This window comes from Bradyrhizobium sp. PMVTL-01 (genome assembly GCF_051861855.1).
Taxonomy (GTDB): Bacteria; Pseudomonadota; Alphaproteobacteria; order Rhizobiales; family Xanthobacteraceae; genus Bradyrhizobium.
The window spans coordinates 6,766,800-6,783,174 of the sequence record NZ_CP193982.1 but is presented as its reverse complement, the minus strand read 5'-3'; the positions used below and the strand labels follow the sequence as shown (position 1 = coordinate 6,783,174).

Below are 16,375 nucleotides of genomic sequence, written 5' to 3'. Positions count from 1 at the left end.
AAAACATGCGACAGTTTAGGAGAAGGAAAGGTCCATTGACCAAGAATAGTTTTCTGACCATGTCCAGCGTCGCCGCGATCGTTGCGGTGTCGCTCGCCGTCTCGGCGCCGGTCCGCGCGGCCGACGAGGCCGTGATCCAGAAGTGGATCGCGGAATTCCAGCCCTCGACGCTGTCGAAGGAAGACCAGAAGAAGGAGCTGGAGTGGTTCGCCAAGGCGGCCGAGCCCTTCAAGGGCATGGAGATCAACGTCGTCTCCGAGACCATCACCACCCACGAATACGAGTCGCAGACGCTGGCCAAGGCGTTCTCCGAGCTCACCGGCATCAAGCTCAAGCACGACCTCATCCAGGAAGGTGATGTCGTCGAGAAGCTGCAGACCCAGATGCAGTCCGGCAAGAACGTCTATGACGGCTGGATCAACGACAGCGACCTGATCGGAACGCACTTCCGCTACGGCCAGACCGTGATCCTGTCGGACTACATGACCGGCGAGGGCAAGGACGTCACCGACCCCATGCTCGACGTCAACGACTTCATCGGCAAGTCGTTCACCACGGCGCCGGACGGCAAGCTCTATCAGCTGCCCGACCAGCAGTTCGCGAACCTCTACTGGTTCCGCTACGACTGGTTCACCAACCCCGACTACAAGGCCAAGTTCAAGGCCAAGTACGGCTACGAGCTCGGCGTGCCCGTGAACTGGTCCGCCTATGAGGACATCGCCGAGTTCTTCACCAACGACATCAAGGAGATCAACGGCGTCAAGGTCTACGGCCATATGGACTATGGCAAGAAGGACCCCTCGCTCGGATGGCGCTTCACCGACGCCTGGCTGTCGATGGCCGGCAACGGTGACAAGGGCATTCCGAACGGTCTGCCGGTCGACGAGTGGGGCATCCGCATGGAAGGCTGCCGTCCGGTCGGCTCCTCGGTCGAGCGTGGTGGCGACACCAACGGTCCGGCCGCGGTGTACTCGATCACCAAGTATCTCGAGTGGCTGAAGAAGTATGCGCCGCCGCAGGCGCAGGGCATGACCTTCTCCGAGGCAGGCCCCGTGCCGGCGCAAGGCAACATCGCCCAGCAGATCTTCTGGTACACCGCCTTCACCGCCGACATGGTGAAGCCGGGTCTGCCGGTGGTGAATGCGGACGGTACACCGAAGTGGCGTATGGCTCCGTCGCCGCACGGCTCCTACTGGAAGGAAGGCATGAAGCTCGGCTACCAGGATGCCGGCTCCGCGACGCTGCTGAAGTCGACGCCGGCGGATCGCCGCAAGGCAGCCTGGCTCTATCTCCAGTTCATCGTCTCCAAGTCGGTGAGCCTGAAGAAGAGCCACGTCGGTCTCACCTTCATCCGTGAATCCGACATCTGGGACAAGTCGTTCACCGAACGTGCGCCGAAGCTCGGCGGCCTGATCGAGTTCTACCGCTCGCCCGCCCGCGTGCAGTGGACCCCGACCGGCAACAACGTGCCCGACTATCCGAAGCTCGCGCAGCTGTGGTGGCAGAACATCGGCGATGCGTCGTCCGGTGCGAAGACGCCGCAGCAGGCGATGGACGCGTTGGCCGCCGCTCAGGACTCCGTGATGGAGCGCCTGGAGAAGTCCGGCGTGCAGGGCGCCTGCGGTCCGAAGCTGCACAAGAAGGAGACGGCCGAGTACTGGTTCGCCAAGGCCCAGAAGGACGGCACCATCGCCCCGCAGCGCAAGCTCGCCAACGAGAAGCCGAAGGGCGAGACGGTGGACTACGACACGCTGATCAAGTCCTGGCCCGCCACGCCGCCCAAGCGCGCGGAAGCGAAGTAAGCGCCGCGTAGCGTCATCAAATGCGAAAGGCCGGGAGCGATCCCGGCCTTTTTGCTTGGCGCGTGTGGCGCGCTGCCTCTCCACGTCATTGCGAGCGCAGCGAAGCAGTCCAGAGTCTTTCCGCGGATGCAGCCTGGATTGCCTCGTCGCAAGGGCTCCTCGCAATGACGGGGGATAGAGCGACGACGTGGCTACTCCGCCGGCTCGGCCGCCAGCGTCGGATAGTCCGTGTAGCCTTTTGCGCCGCCGCCATAGAACGTGTTCTTGTCCCAGTCGTTCAGGCCCGCGCCCTGCTTCAGCCGCTCGACGAGATCGGGGTTGGAGATGAACGGCTTGCCGAAGGCGATCAGGTCGGCCGCGTTCGCCTCGAGCACCTTGCTGGCGAGATCGAAGTCGTAGCCGTTGTTGGCGACGTAGGCGCCACTGAAGCGCTTGCGCAAGCTCGCATAGTCGAACGGCGCGATGTCGCGCGGCCCGCCGGTGGCGCCCTCGACGACGTGGAGATAGACCAGCTTCAGCGCGCTGAGGCCGTCGACGATGTGGTCGTACAGGGCCTGCGGGTTGGAATCCGAGATGTCGTTGGCGGGCGTCACCGGCGAGATGCGGATGCCGGTGCGGTCGGCACCGGCTTCAGCCACCACGGCCCTGGAGACCTCCAGCATCAGCCGTGCGCGGTTCTCGATCGAGCCGCCATAGGCGTCGCCGCGCTTGTTGCTGCCGTCCTTGGCGAACTGCTCGAGCAAATAGCCGTTGGCACCGTGGATCTCGACGCCGTCGAAGCCGGCTTCCAGCGCGTTCTTCGTCGCGCGCTTGAAGTCGTCGATGATGCCGGGAATTTCGGAGAGTTCGAGCGCGCGGGGCTCGGAGACATCGGCGAAGCCGCCGTTGACGAACGTCTTGCCCCTGGCGCGGATCGCGCTCGGCGCGACCGGGGCTGCGCCATTCTCCTGCAGGTCGACATGCGAGATGCGGCCGACATGCCAGAGCTGGATGAAGATCTTGCCGCCGCGCTCATGCACCTTGTCGGTGACCTTGCGCCAGCCGGCGACCTGCTCCTTGCTGTAGATGCCGGGGGTGTCCTGGTAGCCCTGGCCTTGTTGCGAGACCTGGCTCGCTTCGGTGATCAGGAGCCCTGCGGAGGCGCGCTGGCCGTAATAGTCGGCGGCGAGCGCGCCCGGTACGAACGTGCCGGGAACGGCGCGGTTGCGCGTCAGCGGCGCCATGACAAGGCGGTTGGCCAGCGTGATCGGGCCGAGCTTGTAGGTCTCAAACAATTTGGTCGAACGGCTCATGGGAATGCTTCCAGGCGGTGAGAGGTCCCGAACACTTGTGCATCGCGACATCAGGCGCAAGGGATGAGCCATACGGAAAGTGCAGGCGAGCTACGCGGCAGCGCCCGCGTAGCATAATTCATGTGCAATTCCGGCTGCGACAGCGGATTTCCGCTGACGCGGCGGTACGATTTGAAAATCAGTTCAGGCCCATGAAATCGCGCTTGCCGATCTCGACGCCGTTGTGGCGCAGGATGCCGTGGGCGGTCGCACAGTGGAAATAGAAGTTTGGCAGCGAGAATGCACTCAGGAACTGCTGGCCCTTCAAGGTCGTGGTCTTATCGGGCCCGGACGGGAAGGTGACGTCCCGGGTCTCGGCGCCCTCGAACTGCTCGGGCTTGAACGATTTGACGTAGTCGATCGTCTTCGCCAGCCGCTGCTTCAGCTCCTCAAACGTCTTTTCCGTGTCGGGATTGGAAGGCACTTCGCTGTGCGTGAGGCGCGCGCAGCCCTTGGTGGCGAAATCGCTGACGAGCTGGATCTGCTTCGACAGCGGCAGCATGTCTGGGAACAGGCGGGAGCCGAGCAGCACGCTTGGATCGATCCTCTTCGCCGCGCAATGCGCCTCGGCCTTGGTGAGAAGGCCAATCAGGCTGTTCAGCATTTGCAAATAGGCGGGAACGACGGCGTCGTAGAAGGACATGTGATGCTCGCTTCAATGATGGAGAAATCTCAGGAGAAAACCTGAGTCACTCACATGGGAGGCTCATGGAAAAATACAATCGCGAAAGCGGATTGTGCGATGCGAAAATTCTGTCGCGCCACCTTCTTCGGCGTCATCGCCGCCACACCCTCACTGTCATCGCCCGGCTTGACCGGGCGATCCAGTACGCCGAGACAGCTGTGGTTGAATCGATAGGCCGCGTACTGGATGCCCCGGTCGAGCCGGGGCATGACAGGGGAAAGGTTTACCGGATCGTCGCCTGGGGCTGCGCCTGCGCCGTGCTGCCGCGCATGCGGGCGAGCAGCTCGGCGGTGGGCCAGGAATCCGCAGGCAGGCCGTACTTGATCTGCATCGCTTTCACGGCCGCGCGGCTCTGCTGGCCGAGCACGCCATCGATCTTGCCGACATTGAAGCCGGCCTGGACCAGAAGCTGCTGCAATTGCTTGAGCTCGTTGAACGGCAGCTGCGCGACCGGCGCGGCCGGCCTGCGCATCGGGGCAGCGCCCGCAATCCGGGTGGCGAGATAGCCCGCGGTGGTCGAATAGATCAGCGAGTTATTCCACTCGGTGTAGGCGGCGAAATTCGCATACGCCATGAAGGCAGGACCGGTCCGTCCCATCGGCAGCAGCACGGAGGCCGCAAGATTGTCGTTCGGCAGCGGCCGGCCGTCGGGATAGCTGACGCCCAGCTGCGCCCATTTCGAGCGCGGCTCTTGCACGCTGAGATCGGTCTGCTCCCACGGCAGGTTCTGCGGCACCTTGATCTCCTCCAGCCACGGCTCGCCGCGCCGCCACTTCAAGCCGTTGGCGATGTAGTTCGCGGTCGAGCCGATCACGTCGTCCTCGCTGCGCAGAAGATCGCGCCGTCCGTCGCCGTCGTAATCGACGGCGTAATTGACGTAGTGGGTCGGCAGGAATTGCGTCTGTCCGAGCTCGCCGGCCCAGGAGCCGACCATCTCCTCGGGTGTGAGATCGCCGCGATCGATGATCTTCAGCGCGGCGATGGTCTCGTTCACGAACATCTCCGAGCGGCGGCAATCGTAGGCGAGCGAGACCAGCGATTTCAGCGTCGGCAGATTGCCCATGTTGGCGCCGAAATCGCTCTCCAGGCCCCAGAACGCGGCGATCACCGCCGGCGGCACGCCGTATTCCTTTTCGGCGCGCGCGAATGCAGAGGCGTGGTTCCTGATGTGCTGCTGGCCGTTCTGCATGCGATAGGGCGCGGCCATGCGTCCCGCAAACTCGGTGAAGAGCTGGCCGAACACGCGCTGGCCGCGGTCGCGGTTGACGATGCCCTGGTCGTAGACGAGGTAGGGCGAAGCCTCCGCGATCGTTCGCTGCGAGACGCCGGCCGCGACGGCCTTGCTCTTCACGTCGGCGAGGAAGCGATCGAAGCTCGCGCCGTTATGGCACGAGGCAGCGCGCGGCGAGGGCGCGGTCGCCTTGGGCGCCGCGGGTCTTGCGGGAGGCGCTGCGAACTGGGCAGAGACGGTCGTGGAGCAAGCGAGGAGCGCGACGGCCGCGATCGCAAATCGGGTCTGGAGCATAGGGGTTCCGGCGGGGAGGCAGGCGTGGATTCGCCCGAAGTCTAAAGCATGATCCGGAAAAGTGCGAAGCCGTTTTCCGAAAAGATCAGGCCTATCCAAACAGCCGCATCAGCAGCGCCTTGCCGACCGGGAGCGCCTTGACGCCCTGGTAGGCGCGCACATACTCGCCGGCATAGAACGCCCTGATCGCATGCACGCGCGTGTCCATGCCCTCCTCGAAGCGCACCGCGAATCCGTCGGTCGTCCGCCGCACCACGATCGCCGCGATCGAGCGGCCGTAGATGCGGCAGTCGATCGTGCTGCCGGGCGCCGGGGGATCGGGATCGATCAGCCGGGCGCCGGTGATCGAGATGTCGGCGAGCCGCGCCAGATGCGACCTGCCGTCCTGGCGCAGCAGCACCGGCTCGTTGCGCTGAAAGCGCTCCGCCTTGCGCTTGCGCGGCTGCTCGATGCAGACGAAGCAGACCACGGTCAGGATGACCGCGTTGTAGAGGCTCCATGCCAGCGCCAGCCCGCCATAGGCGATGTTCTCGCCGCGCAGATGCAGGATGAAGGCATAGGCGATCGAAGCGAGCGTGATGAGGAGCGTGGTGCCATAGATTCGCAGCAAGGGCCATTCGACGAATCTGTTGTCGCGGTCGCCGCCTTTCGCAGTGACCTTGAACTTGTGCCCCTGCGGCTTCAGCAGGCCGGCTGCCACCGCCTTCAGCACGGCGGGCGCGGCGATCAGTTGCGAGACATCGGTCATCATGGCGAGCGAACGGCCGCGCGACAGCCAGGTCATGGTGAGGCCGTGCCAGACATAGAACGGTAGGAATAAGCGCAACAGCTCGGTGAGGTCCGCCTGCACCGCCTTGATGCCGAACAACAGGAACAGCCAGGGCACGATCAGGCCCGCGACTTTCGAGGTGTAGACCGCGGCCCAGCTCATGAAGGCATCGACCAGCGAGAGCCGGTCGATGAAGGAAAGCTTCGACTGCTGCGACAGCGGTCCGCTGCGGCCGCGCACGATCTGCATCAGGCCGAGGCACCAGCGGGCGCGCTGGGTGATGTATTCCTTCAGCCCTTCCGGAGCGAGCCCGATCGTCAATCGCTCGTTGAGATAGATCGTGGTGAGGCCGCATTCCTTCAGGCGCAGCGTGACGAGATAGTCTTCCGTCACCGAGTCGGTTGGAAAGCCGCCGATCCGCACCAACCCTTCATAGCGAATGAGGGATGAGGTGCCGCAGCAGAAGGCGACGCCCCAGGCGTCCTTCGCCGGCATCAGGATATCGAAGAAGAAGCGCTGCTCGTCCGGCCAGACGTCGGTCGCGGCAAGGTTGGTCTGGATCGGGTCGGGATTGATGAAGTGCTGCGGCGTCTGCACCACGCCGACCGAGGGATCATCCATCAGCGAGATGGTCCGCGCCAGTAAATCGGGCCGCGGCACGAAATCGGCGTCGAGAATGGCCACAAAGACCGGCGGCTCCGGCAGCGCGCCGACATGCCGGAGCGCATGGTTGATGTTGCCGGCCTTGGCGTGGCGGTTGTCGGGCCGGGTCAGGTAGTGGCAGCCGAGTTCGCCGGCGAGCCGGCGTAGCCAGGGCCGCCGGCCGTCGTCGAGCACCCAGACGCGATAATGGCCGTACTCCATGCCGGTCGCGCCGATGATGGTGCGCTCGAGGATCGAACGCTCCTCGTTGTAGGTGCAGATGAAAACGTCGATCAGCGGCGCGTGCGGATCTCGTGCGCGGCCGTCGATCCTGGCCGCCTTGGTGCGGTCGAGCGTGCGGCTGAGGAACAGCAGCGACAGCGCGACCGCAACCAGCGAGGCCGCCTCCAGCAGCATGAAGGGATAGCCGATCACGGCATCCGCCGTCAGGTGCGGTGGCGGCAGCGTTGCAGTCGCACGCCAGTGGAGATAGCGCAGCAGCAGAACGAGCGATACCACGGCCAGAAACGAGCGCGCCATCGTGCTCTCGCGCCGGAGCAGCGGCACGATCGCCATGAAGGCGCCGAGCGCGATCAGGCCGGGCGTCAGCGCCGCCGTCACGGCGCGGTCTCTTGCCTTGCAAACACGACGCGGCCGGTGCGTCCCACCGTGCAGCCGTGGGCGGCGGCATCGGCGAGCGCAACGGTTACGCGATACGGCTCCTTGCTCAGCGCGTCGGGATTGATGGCGAGATTGGCCGGCGCGCCGGCGGCGCCGGTCAGATTGACCACGGTGCCGGAGATCGGCGCGCCGCCGTCGTTCGGCTCGAACGTCGCGCGGTCACCGAGCTGCAGGCGGTTGTAGACATTCTCGGTGACGTTGGCCGTGATGACGGCGCTGCCGCAATCGAGCACCTTGAGCAGCGGCTGTCCGGCCTGCACGTCCTCGCCCGGCGAAGTCATCATCTCCCAGATGCGGCCTGCGACAGGTGTCGTGATGTTGGCCTCGGAGAGATCGGCAAAGCGGACCTCTTCGACGATGATCTCGTTGGCGAGCCAGGCGATCTCGGTGTCGATGCGTGCGAGGTCGGCCTCGAGATCGCCGGCACGCTGGCGCATCTCCTCCTCGCGCTGCACCGAGCTCGGACGGTCGTTGTAGCTGTCGCCGAGAAAGGAGCCGCTCCGTGCCGCGGTGAGCTCGACCTTCGCTGCATCCAGCCGCTTGCGCGCACCGAGCTCGGTCTGCTGTGACACCGAGAGCTCGCGCGTCAGCCGCGCCAGCTCGACGGTCGAGACGTTGCCGGTTTTCGCCAGCGAGGAGGCGCGCTCGACGGCGGCGCTGGCCTCGTCCCGCCGGGCCGCGGCCGCCTCGATCGAGGTCTGGATCTCCGCGATGCGGGCCTCGAGCTGCAGCACGCGCCCGTCGCGGAATTGCGCGGCCTGCCGTGCCAGGTCCTTCTGTGCTGCCTGCGCGGAGGCAAGCTTGGCGGCGAGGCTCGGCCGCTCGTTCTCGAGGCGCGATTTCTGGCGCCGGAGATCGTCGAGCCGGGTGCGGTCGCCGCGCGAGTTGACGACGCGCAGGACCACGGCGCCGGCGTCTAACCTGGCCTGATTGGTCAGGCGCTGGGTGGCGACCACGCGCCCGCCGACCGGCGTGCGCAGGGTGACGAGGCGGGAATTCAGCACGGCCTCGACGCTCGAATATTCCCATATCGCCCGCAGCGGCAACCAGCCGAAGACCGCGAGGAGGGCAAGGCCGATGGCGATCTTGGCGCCACGCCGCAGATGCGGCCAGCGCGGCTGCGATTCCGCCGTGGTCTTCGCCTCGGGCGAATGACCGTGGTCGCCGTTGGCGAACAGCTGCTCGTGCAGCGCCTCCTGCAATCCCTTGGCCTCGGTCTTTGTGTCTTGAGAGGAGGGAGCGGCGGGGTCGACGGAAGCGGCGCGCGAGCGGTCTGCCATGACGGTCACCTTGCTGACGGGAGGTCAACGGAACCGGTCAATGCGCAAAGGCCGTGCAGCGTGCCCGGTTACCGCAGATTAGCCCAGGCTGTACTTTCCAAGTTGCTAATCCTGTGCGTGTGTTTTTCTACAATAGCTGGGCGGGAAAGGCTAGGCATCCATCTATCTGCGGCCCGGCGACGCACGAACCTTGCAGTGGCTGCCCGCATCCATACCTCGACGGTGCCGGCCGGAGGCTTGCCCGCGGCCGCCCCAGGAGACGGCCATGAACTATCTTCGTACCGCAATGCTGCTCGCAGGCCTCACCGCCCTGTTCATGGGCGTGGGCTATCTGATCGGCGGCGCCTCCGGTGCCATGATCGCGCTCGTGATCGCTGCCGCAACCAATCTCTTTACCTACTGGAACTCCGACCGCATGGTGCTCTCGATGTACGGGGCCCACGAGGTCGACCGCGCCAGCGCGCCGGAGCTGTTCGGTCTCGTCGCCGAGCTTGCCGGCCGCGCCTCGCTGCCCATGCCGCGCGTGTTCGTGATGGACGAAGCGCAGCCGAATGCGTTCGCGACCGGCCGCAATCCCGAGAATGCCGCGGTCGCCGTCACCACCGGCTTGATGCACCAGCTCAGCCGCGAGGAGCTCGCCGGCGTGATCGCGCACGAGCTCGCCCACATCAAGCATCACGACACGCTGCTGATGACTGTTACCGCGACCATCGCTGGCGCGATCTCCATGCTCGCCCAGTTCGGCATGTTCTTCGGCGGTCATCGCGACAACAACAGCGGCCCGGGCATCGTCGGCTCGATCCTGCTGATGATCCTGGCGCCGATCGGCGCCATGCTGGTGCAGATGGCGATCAGCCGCACCCGCGAATATGCGGCGGACAATCTCGGCGGCCGCATCGTCGGCCAGCCGATGTGGCTCGCCTCGGCTCTGATGAAGATCGAGGGCGCCGCGCACCAGGTCCCGAACTACGAGGCCGAGCGCAATCCCGCGACGGCGCACATGTTCATCATCAATCCGCTGTCCGGCCACGGCGTGGACAATCTCTTCACCACCCATCCCTCGACGCAGAACCGTATCGCTGCGCTTCAACAGCTCGCCGCCGAGCTTGGCGCGCATGCGGCGCCGTCGCTGGGCGCCAACGAGAACTATCCGCCGCAAGGCCCCTGGGGCCGCTCCTCGTCCTGGCGCGGTCCTTCCCGTGGTCCGTCACGCGGTCCCTGGGGTTGACGGAACCGGCCGGGATTCGCGCGGGGCTTTGTGACCTGGCGCACACAGGATCATTGCGGCGGGTGTTAACACCCCCCCGTGAGATTTGCTTCGAAAGGGGATGCGTGGCCGGCGCAATGTCGGCCGGCGTCGAAGATGACCAGAGTTGCCGTACCATTGCTGATCGTCCTGGCCGTGCTCATTGGCCTGTCCACGCATATGGTGGTCAATTGCGGGGACGCGGACGATCCTGATATCTGCGCGGCCGTGATCGGCTTCTCGCCGCTGCGCGGCTCGCTGATCGCCTTTGCCTATGAGGGGCGCGGGCGGATCGCGCTGCGCCACGGCGACTTTCGTCGGGCGATCGCCGATTTCGACGAGGCCATCCACCTCAATCCCAACCGCGCCTCGCTCTATCGCGACCGCGCGCTCGCACGCCGGCAGAACGGTGATCTGGAACTGGCCATCGAGGATTATGACGAGGCGATCGCGCATGATCCCAAGCACGCCGCGCCTTATCACCACCGCGGCCTCGCGCTCGCGGCCACCGGCGATCTCGATCGCGCCATCCTGAGCTACAACACGGCGGTGCGCCTCGACCCCTCGGACGCACAAGCCCGGCTCGATCGGGGCCTTGCGTTCCTCGCCCGCGGCCAGGTCGACGATGCGCGCGCCGATTTCGAAGCTGCCCTGACGCTGCCGGCCGGCAAGGACATCCGCACCCGCGAAGCCGCGCGCGCCAAGCTCGCCGAACTCGCCAGCGCCGAGCCGATCGCCGTGCCGAGGCGATGATGGAATTTGCGTAGTTCTGGCGTTCTTACCCTCTCCCCCTGCAAGGGGAGAAGGAAGAAAGAACTTACTTCGCCTTCCTGGCCTTCGCCTTTTTCACCTTGACAGCCTTCTTCGCCGGCTTCTCTTCCTTCTTCCCGACCTTCACCGCAACCGGCGTGCTGGCGGCGAGGCGCATCGCGCGGGCGTAGCTGTCGGCGACGTTGTCGGCGGACATCTGCAGTCGCTTGGCGGCGGCGGTGGCCTGCTCCATGGTGGCCTTGGCCATCATCTTGAAGCGGTCGCCGGTCTCCTTGCCCTTGGCCTTGGCCGCGAGGCCGTTGAAGCGATCCCGCCGCTCCTTCGCGCGGGTCATCAGGCCCGTATGCAGCTGTCTGGCCAGTTGCCGGATCACGACATCCAGGTCGGCGTCCGCCATGTTCTTCCATCCTCTTGAAAGCAGGTATCGATGCGGGCGGGACTATGCAGATCGGGCCCCGCCTTGGCAATCGGCGGCCGCCCGTCATCCGCAGCTTCCGGTCCCAAAACAACAAAGCCGCGCATTTTGCGCGGCTCTATTGCTCGGCGGTGTTTCCGCCTCACTTCAGCGAGGCAACCGGGCCGCTCGACGCTGCCGGGTCTGGGTCGAAGCCGAATACGCCGACCAGATATTTGTAATAGTCCGGCATCTTCTCCTTGAGCGTCTCGCGCGACTTGGGGTCGTGGAATTCGCTCTTTCCGGACAGGAAGATGCTGGCGGTCACGGCGAAGAACTCCATCGGATTCTTCATCGCATAGGAGCCCTTGGGCAGCATGTCCTTGGACTTGGCCAGGGCATAATGGCCGATCACGCCCTTGTTGGCGTAGCCGTCCGGCAGCAGCCGCGCGTGGAAGGCGTGCAGCATCTCGTGCAGCAGTACCGCTTCCTTCTCGTAGCGCATCATGTCCGGCCGCAGCAAGATCACGCCGAGGCCCGAATCGACCGCAAGGTCGACGGCATTCGGATTGGTCCAGCGCTGCTTGGCGGGATCCCAGACCGTCAGGGTCCGGGGCGCGGTGCGCTGCATGTCCGGCGTGACCCGGCCGTAGCAGGCGGTGGCGGCGCCTTCGTCGAGGCAGGCGAGCTCGCTCGCGACGATCGGAACGGTGTGGAAGAAGCGCAGCACCCGCGGGGAGAGGCCGACGCCTTCGACGACGTCGATCTGGCTCTTCAGGTTCTCGGTGAGCTTGTCGACGTCCTTGCGGTCGCGGTTCTCGGAAATGTCGAACATGTAGCCGCGATAGCTCTGGAAGCCCGGCGGCAGGACCTGCGCCGCGTCGGCATCGAGCGAACCGGCATTGGATGGATTGGCAAAGAGCGCGCCGACAATGGTCGCGGTCAGCAGCAACGCAATGCGCATGATGAACCCCCTGATGTCACTTCGCCCGGCAGGATAGGCCGCCGTTGTTTGCGAAAAGTGAGTGGGGCGAGACTAAGGCAGCGATGTTGAGGCGTGCTTAACCGTTGGTTGCAGATCGCGAGGGCGGATTAGTCCCGGGTTAACCAAGCGTGGATCGGCGACGCACTTCGGCGTAACATCGTCGCCGGGCACGAGGCCCGAAAGTCCAGACAGCCGGAAGGGGAGGATGCCATGTATGCCGCCATCCGTCAGGCCAAGGCGAAAAGCGGGAGTGCGGAAGAGCTGACCCGTCGCATCAAGGACGGCGCCGTTCCGATCATTAGCGACGTCGACGGTTTCCGCGCCTATTACGTCGTCTATGCCGGCGACGACACGGTCACCGCGATCTCGATCTTCGACAAGTTCGAGCAGGCGGAGGAGGCGAACAAGCGCGCCATCGCCTGGATCGAGAAGGATCTCGGCCCGCTGCTCGCCGGCGACGCGCGCGCCGTGGCCGGGCCGGTGATCGTGCATACGCTGGCATAGGCCCTTCGTCATTGCGAGGAGCCCGCGACAAAATTGCGAAGCAATTGCGCGCTGGCGACGAAGCGATCCAGGCTGTCACCGCGGAGACAGTCTGGATTGCTTCGCTTCGCTCGCAATGACGTGGATGCAGCCGCGCTCACAACTCCCGCGCATTCGAGAACGCGAACGAACTCACCCTTCTCGTCGTCTCGTCCAAAATCAGCGTGCGCGTGATCGGCGGCTCGGCGCGCTGGGCGCAGTTTTCACGCTCGCAGAGGCGGCAGTTGACGCCGATCGGCGTGCCCTCGGTTTTCTCCAAATCCATGCCGGCGGCGTAGGTCAGGCGCGCGGCGTGGCGGATCTCGCAGCCGAGGCCGATCGCGAAGCGCGGCTGCGGCAGCGGATGCGGCGCGACCGGGCGGCGCACCATCTGCGCGATCGAGAAATAGCGCGTGCCGTCGGACAGCTCGATCACCTGCTTGAGCAGGCGATCCGGCGTGTCGAAGGTCGAGTGCACGTTCCACAGCGGACAGGTGCCGCCGAATTTCGAGAACGGGAACGTGCCGGAGGAAAAGCGCTTGGAGACGTTGCCGGCATTGTCGACGCGCAGGAGAAAGAACGGAATGCCGCGCGCGTTCGGCCGCTGAAGGGTGGTGAGGCGGTGGCAGACCTGCTCGAAGCCGGAGTTGAAGCGCTGCGCCAGCACGTGGATGTCGTAGTTGAGCGCTTCGGCGGCCGCGAGGAACGCGGGATAGGGCATCATCACGGCGGCCGCGAAGTAGTTGCCGAGCGTGATGCGGAACAGCCGCCGCGGTGCATCGTCGAGCGGGCCCGCACGGCCGATGATCGTCTCCAGATGCTGCGCGCATTCGCCAAGCCCGAGCTGGAAGGCGAGCTGGAATGCGCGGCCGGGCGGATCGACCAGCTCGGAGATCAGGAGCTGCCGGCGATGGCGGTCGAAACGCCTGAGCGTCTCGCGCATCACGTCGACCGGCATGATCCGGGTCTGGATCGAATGCTTCTCGCGCAGGCGCGTGGCGAGCGCCGCATAAAGGCCCTCGGCCGGCACGTTCAGCTCGTCGCGCAGATTTTCCGCGGCCTGCTCCAGTTCCGGAAAATAGTTGCGGTTGGCCTCGATCAGCTCGCGCACGCGCTCGACCGGATTGGCCTCGTAGCGGGTGCCGACGTCGCGGTCGGCCATCTGGGCGGCGGCCAGCGTCTCGCCCTGGCGCGCCTCGGTATAGGCCGCGTAGAGCCGCTGCAGCGCGTGGGTGACGCCGGGGCAGAGCTCGGCGAGGTCACGCAGCTCCTGCTTGGGTACGTCGATCTGGCGGAACAGGGGGTCGGAGAAGATCTCGTTCAGTTCGGCGAAGAAGCGGTCCTCGTCGGCGGTGGCGAGGTCGCGCAGGTCGAGATCGTAGGTCTCGGCCAGCCGCAGCAGGATCTGCGCCGTCACCGGGCGCTGGTTGCGCTCGATCAGGTTGACGTAGCTCGGCGAGATCCCGAGCCCCTCGGCGATCTGGGTCTGCGACAGCCCCAATTGCTGCCGGATCCGCCGGAAGCGCGGGCCGACGAACAGTTTCTTCCCGGACTCGGCGGGCATCACCGGCTCCCTTCTTCGCCTCTCCCCGCGTCGAGGGGGAAAATAGCGGACTTGGCGGGCATGTCTCAGATCTCCAGACGCATCAAGGACAGACCTGCTGACCTATACTTTACAGGATTTACAAAATAACAGCTATTACATGTTCTGATGTTACATGACATCACCAATAAAAAACAAGCCATCTATACGAAGTTTGCGTTTTGGCGTTTAGCTCCTGACACGCATCTCGCAATGCATTGTCAAGAATGTCGATGACCTGTCATCGGCCATCGTCAGCGAAAGGATAGGCACATGAATTACCAGCCCCGCGGCATCAACGCGCTCCAGCGCCCGGCCTCGTATCAAGACGAGATCAAGGCGGCCCAGGCGCTCCTCGAGACCAAGCCGACCTGGAACGGGGTGACGGCCGAGGCGGTCGCGCGCATGCGCCTGCAGAATCGCTTCAAGACCGGCCTCGACGTCGCCCGCTACACCGCGGCGCTGATGCGGGCCGACATGGCGGCCTATGACAACGATCCGACCAAGTACACGCAATCCCTCGGCTGCTGGCACGGCTTCATCGCGCAGCAGAAGCTGATCTCGGTCAAGAAGCACTTCGGCGGCAAGACCGATCGCACCTACCTGTATCTCTCGGGCTGGATGATCGCGGCGCTGCGCTCCGAGTTCGGTCCGCTGCCCGACCAGTCGATGCACGAGAAGACCTCGGTGCCGGCCCTGATCGAGGAGCTCTACACCTTCCTGCGTCAGGCGGACGCGCGCGAGCTCAATGACATCTTCCGCAGCCTCGACAAGGCGCGCAAGGAAGGCGACGAGATCCGCGAGAAGGAGCTGATCGAGAAGATTGACAACTTCCAGACCCATGTCGTCCCCGTCATCGCCGACATCGATGCCGGCTTCGGCAATGCGGAGGCGACCTACCTGCTCGCCAAGAAGATGATCGAGGCGGGTGCCTGCGCGCTGCAGATCGAGAACCAGGTCTCGGACGAGAAGCAGTGCGGCCACCAGGACGGCAAGGTCACGGTGCCGCATGACGTCTTCCTTGCGAAGATCCGCGCCTGCCGCCACGCCTTCCTCGAGCTCGGCATCGAAGACGGCATCATCGTGACCCGCACCGACTCGCTCGGCGCCGGCCTCACGCAGCAGATCGCCGTCAGCCACAAGCCCGGCGACATCGGCGACCAGTACAACAGCTTCCTCGATTGCGAGGAAGTGACGCCGGAGAACGCCAGGAACGGCGACGTCATCATCAACCGCAACGGCAAGATGATGCGGCCGAAGCGGCTGCCCTCCAACCTCTACCAGTTCCGTCCCGGCACCGGTGCGGACCGTTGCGTGCTCGACTGCATCACCTCGCTGCAGAACGGCGCCGACCTGCTCTGGATCGAGACCGAGAAGCCGCATATCGAGCAGATCGCCAGCATGGTCGACCGCATCCGCAAGGTCGTGCCGAACGCCAAGCTCGCCTACAACAACTCCCCGTCGTTCAACTGGACCCTCAACTTCCGTTGGCAGGTCTACGACGCAATGAAGGAAGCGGGCCAGGACGTCAGCAAGTACAACCGTGCCGAGCTGATGAAGGCGGAGTACGACGATACCCCGCTGGCGAAGGAAGCCGACGAGCGCATCCGCACCTTCCAGGCGGATTCGGCCAAGCGCGCCGGCATCTTCCACCACCTGATCACGCTGCCGACCTATCACACGGCCGCGCTGTCCACCGACAACCTCGCCCGCGAGTATTTCGGCGAGCAGGGCATGCTCGGCTACGTCAAGAACGTCCAGCGGGCCGAGATCCGTCAGGGCATCGCCTGCGTGAAGCACCAGAACATGGCCGGCTCCGACATCGGCGACGACCACAAGGAGTACTTCGCGGGCGAAGCCGCGCTGAAGGCGGGCGGCGTCCACAACACCATGAACCAGTTCGGCTAACGCACCACGCGAGTTCGAGAGGAGACTGACAATGACCAAAGGCAGCAATTTCTGGGTGATCGGCGGCGAGTTCGGTTCGATGAACTTCCACAAGCTCGTGGAAGGCTCGGCCCAGGTCAAAGGTCCGTTCAAGACCCGCAAGGAAGCCGAGGACTGCTGGCGCGAGGTGTCGGAAGAGAGCCGCCACAAGGCCGGCGTCCGCTTCTCGATCGTGGAAGAGCCGTCGCGCGTCTCGGCCTGAGGGCCGGTTGC

The 16,375-nt window shown here is 65.0% G+C and carries 15 protein-coding genes; 6 read left to right on the top strand and 9 right to left on the bottom strand.

What is annotated here, in order from left to right; translation table 11 throughout:
* The first annotated feature begins 59 nt into the window (after positions 1 to 59).
* A complete protein-coding gene (locus tag ACRQ5Q_RS32780) occupies positions 60 to 1,802 on the top strand; it encodes an ABC transporter substrate-binding protein (RefSeq protein WP_439399918.1) in 1,743 nt (580 codons plus the stop codon).
* A gap of 191 nt (positions 1,803 to 1,993) precedes the next feature.
* Here the strand turns inward: ACRQ5Q_RS32780 and ACRQ5Q_RS32775 are convergent, their stop codons facing one another.
* From ACRQ5Q_RS32775 to ACRQ5Q_RS32750, 6 genes are all read right to left on the bottom strand, one after another.
* Positions 1,994 to 3,094, bottom strand: coding sequence for an alkene reductase (locus tag ACRQ5Q_RS32775; RefSeq protein ID WP_439394049.1), 1,101 nt, complete (start codon positions 3,092 to 3,094; stop codon positions 1,994 to 1,996).
* A gap of 178 nt (positions 3,095 to 3,272) precedes the next feature.
* A complete protein-coding gene (locus ACRQ5Q_RS32770; protein WP_439373715.1) occupies positions 3,273 to 3,776 on the bottom strand; it encodes a DUF1993 domain-containing protein in 504 nt (167 codons plus the stop codon).
* Positions 3,777 to 3,826: 50 nt separating this feature from the next.
* Positions 3,827 to 4,027 (bottom strand): hypothetical protein, encoded by a 201-nt coding sequence (locus ACRQ5Q_RS32765; RefSeq protein ID WP_439373716.1) that lies wholly within the window; start codon positions 4,025 to 4,027, stop codon positions 3,827 to 3,829.
* Positions 4,028 to 4,041: 14 nt separating this feature from the next.
* Entirely contained in the window at positions 4,042 to 5,343 is a 1,302-nt protein-coding gene (locus tag ACRQ5Q_RS32760; RefSeq protein ID WP_439394047.1) for a lytic murein transglycosylase, read from the bottom strand.
* A gap of 91 nt (positions 5,344 to 5,434) precedes the next feature.
* Positions 5,435 to 7,375: a glycosyltransferase gene (locus ACRQ5Q_RS32755; RefSeq protein ID WP_439373718.1), complete on the bottom strand. Its 1,941-nt coding sequence runs from the start codon at positions 7,373 to 7,375 to the stop codon at positions 5,435 to 5,437.
* Positions 7,372 to 8,715 (bottom strand): HlyD family secretion protein, encoded by a 1,344-nt coding sequence (locus ACRQ5Q_RS32750; protein WP_439373719.1) that lies wholly within the window; start codon positions 8,713 to 8,715, stop codon positions 7,372 to 7,374. The genes ACRQ5Q_RS32755 and ACRQ5Q_RS32750 overlap by 4 nt, the downstream gene beginning before the upstream one ends.
* A gap of 265 nt (positions 8,716 to 8,980) precedes the next feature.
* Here ACRQ5Q_RS32750 and htpX point away from each other — a divergent pair, with 265 nt between their 5' ends.
* Both htpX and ACRQ5Q_RS32740 read left to right on the top strand, forming a co-directional pair.
* Positions 8,981 to 9,943 carry a zinc metalloprotease HtpX gene (gene htpX / locus ACRQ5Q_RS32745; RefSeq protein ID WP_439373720.1) on the top strand — a complete coding sequence of 321 codons (963 nt, stop codon included), beginning with the start codon at positions 8,981 to 8,983 and terminating at the stop codon, positions 9,941 to 9,943.
* A gap of 135 nt (positions 9,944 to 10,078) precedes the next feature.
* Entirely contained in the window at positions 10,079 to 10,714 is a 636-nt protein-coding gene (locus tag ACRQ5Q_RS32740) for a tetratricopeptide repeat protein (RefSeq protein WP_439373721.1), read from the top strand.
* 64 nt (positions 10,715 to 10,778) lie between these two features.
* On the opposite strand, the gene ACRQ5Q_RS32735 is transcribed toward ACRQ5Q_RS32740, so the two are convergent.
* Positions 10,779 to 11,129, bottom strand: a complete 351-nt coding sequence (locus ACRQ5Q_RS32735; RefSeq protein ID WP_439394045.1) for a hypothetical protein — start codon at positions 11,127 to 11,129, stop codon at positions 10,779 to 10,781.
* A 160-nt stretch (positions 11,130 to 11,289) separates the two neighbouring features.
* A complete protein-coding gene (locus tag ACRQ5Q_RS32730) occupies positions 11,290 to 12,090 on the bottom strand; it encodes a hypothetical protein (protein WP_439394043.1) in 801 nt (266 codons plus the stop codon).
* A 231-nt stretch (positions 12,091 to 12,321) separates the two neighbouring features.
* Between ACRQ5Q_RS32730 and ACRQ5Q_RS32725 the strand changes: the two genes are divergently transcribed.
* Positions 12,322 to 12,615, top strand: coding sequence for an antibiotic biosynthesis monooxygenase (locus tag ACRQ5Q_RS32725; RefSeq protein WP_080137665.1), 294 nt, complete (start codon positions 12,322 to 12,324; stop codon positions 12,613 to 12,615).
* A gap of 136 nt (positions 12,616 to 12,751) precedes the next feature.
* Here the strand turns inward: ACRQ5Q_RS32725 and ACRQ5Q_RS32720 are convergent, their stop codons facing one another.
* Positions 12,752 to 14,197, bottom strand: a complete 1,446-nt coding sequence (locus ACRQ5Q_RS32720; RefSeq protein ID WP_439373724.1) for a helix-turn-helix domain-containing protein — start codon at positions 14,195 to 14,197, stop codon at positions 12,752 to 12,754.
* A gap of 291 nt (positions 14,198 to 14,488) precedes the next feature.
* On the opposite strand from ACRQ5Q_RS32720, the gene ACRQ5Q_RS32715 reads away from it, so the two are divergent.
* Together ACRQ5Q_RS32715 and ACRQ5Q_RS32710 are read left to right on the top strand one after the other, a co-directional pair.
* Entirely contained in the window at positions 14,489 to 16,123 is a 1,635-nt protein-coding gene (locus tag ACRQ5Q_RS32715) for an isocitrate lyase (RefSeq protein WP_439394041.1), read from the top strand.
* 31 nt (positions 16,124 to 16,154) lie between these two features.
* Positions 16,155 to 16,364: a DUF4170 domain-containing protein gene (locus ACRQ5Q_RS32710; protein WP_008560963.1), complete on the top strand. Its 210-nt coding sequence runs from the start codon at positions 16,155 to 16,157 to the stop codon at positions 16,362 to 16,364.
* The last annotated feature ends 11 nt before the right edge of the window (positions 16,365 to 16,375 follow it).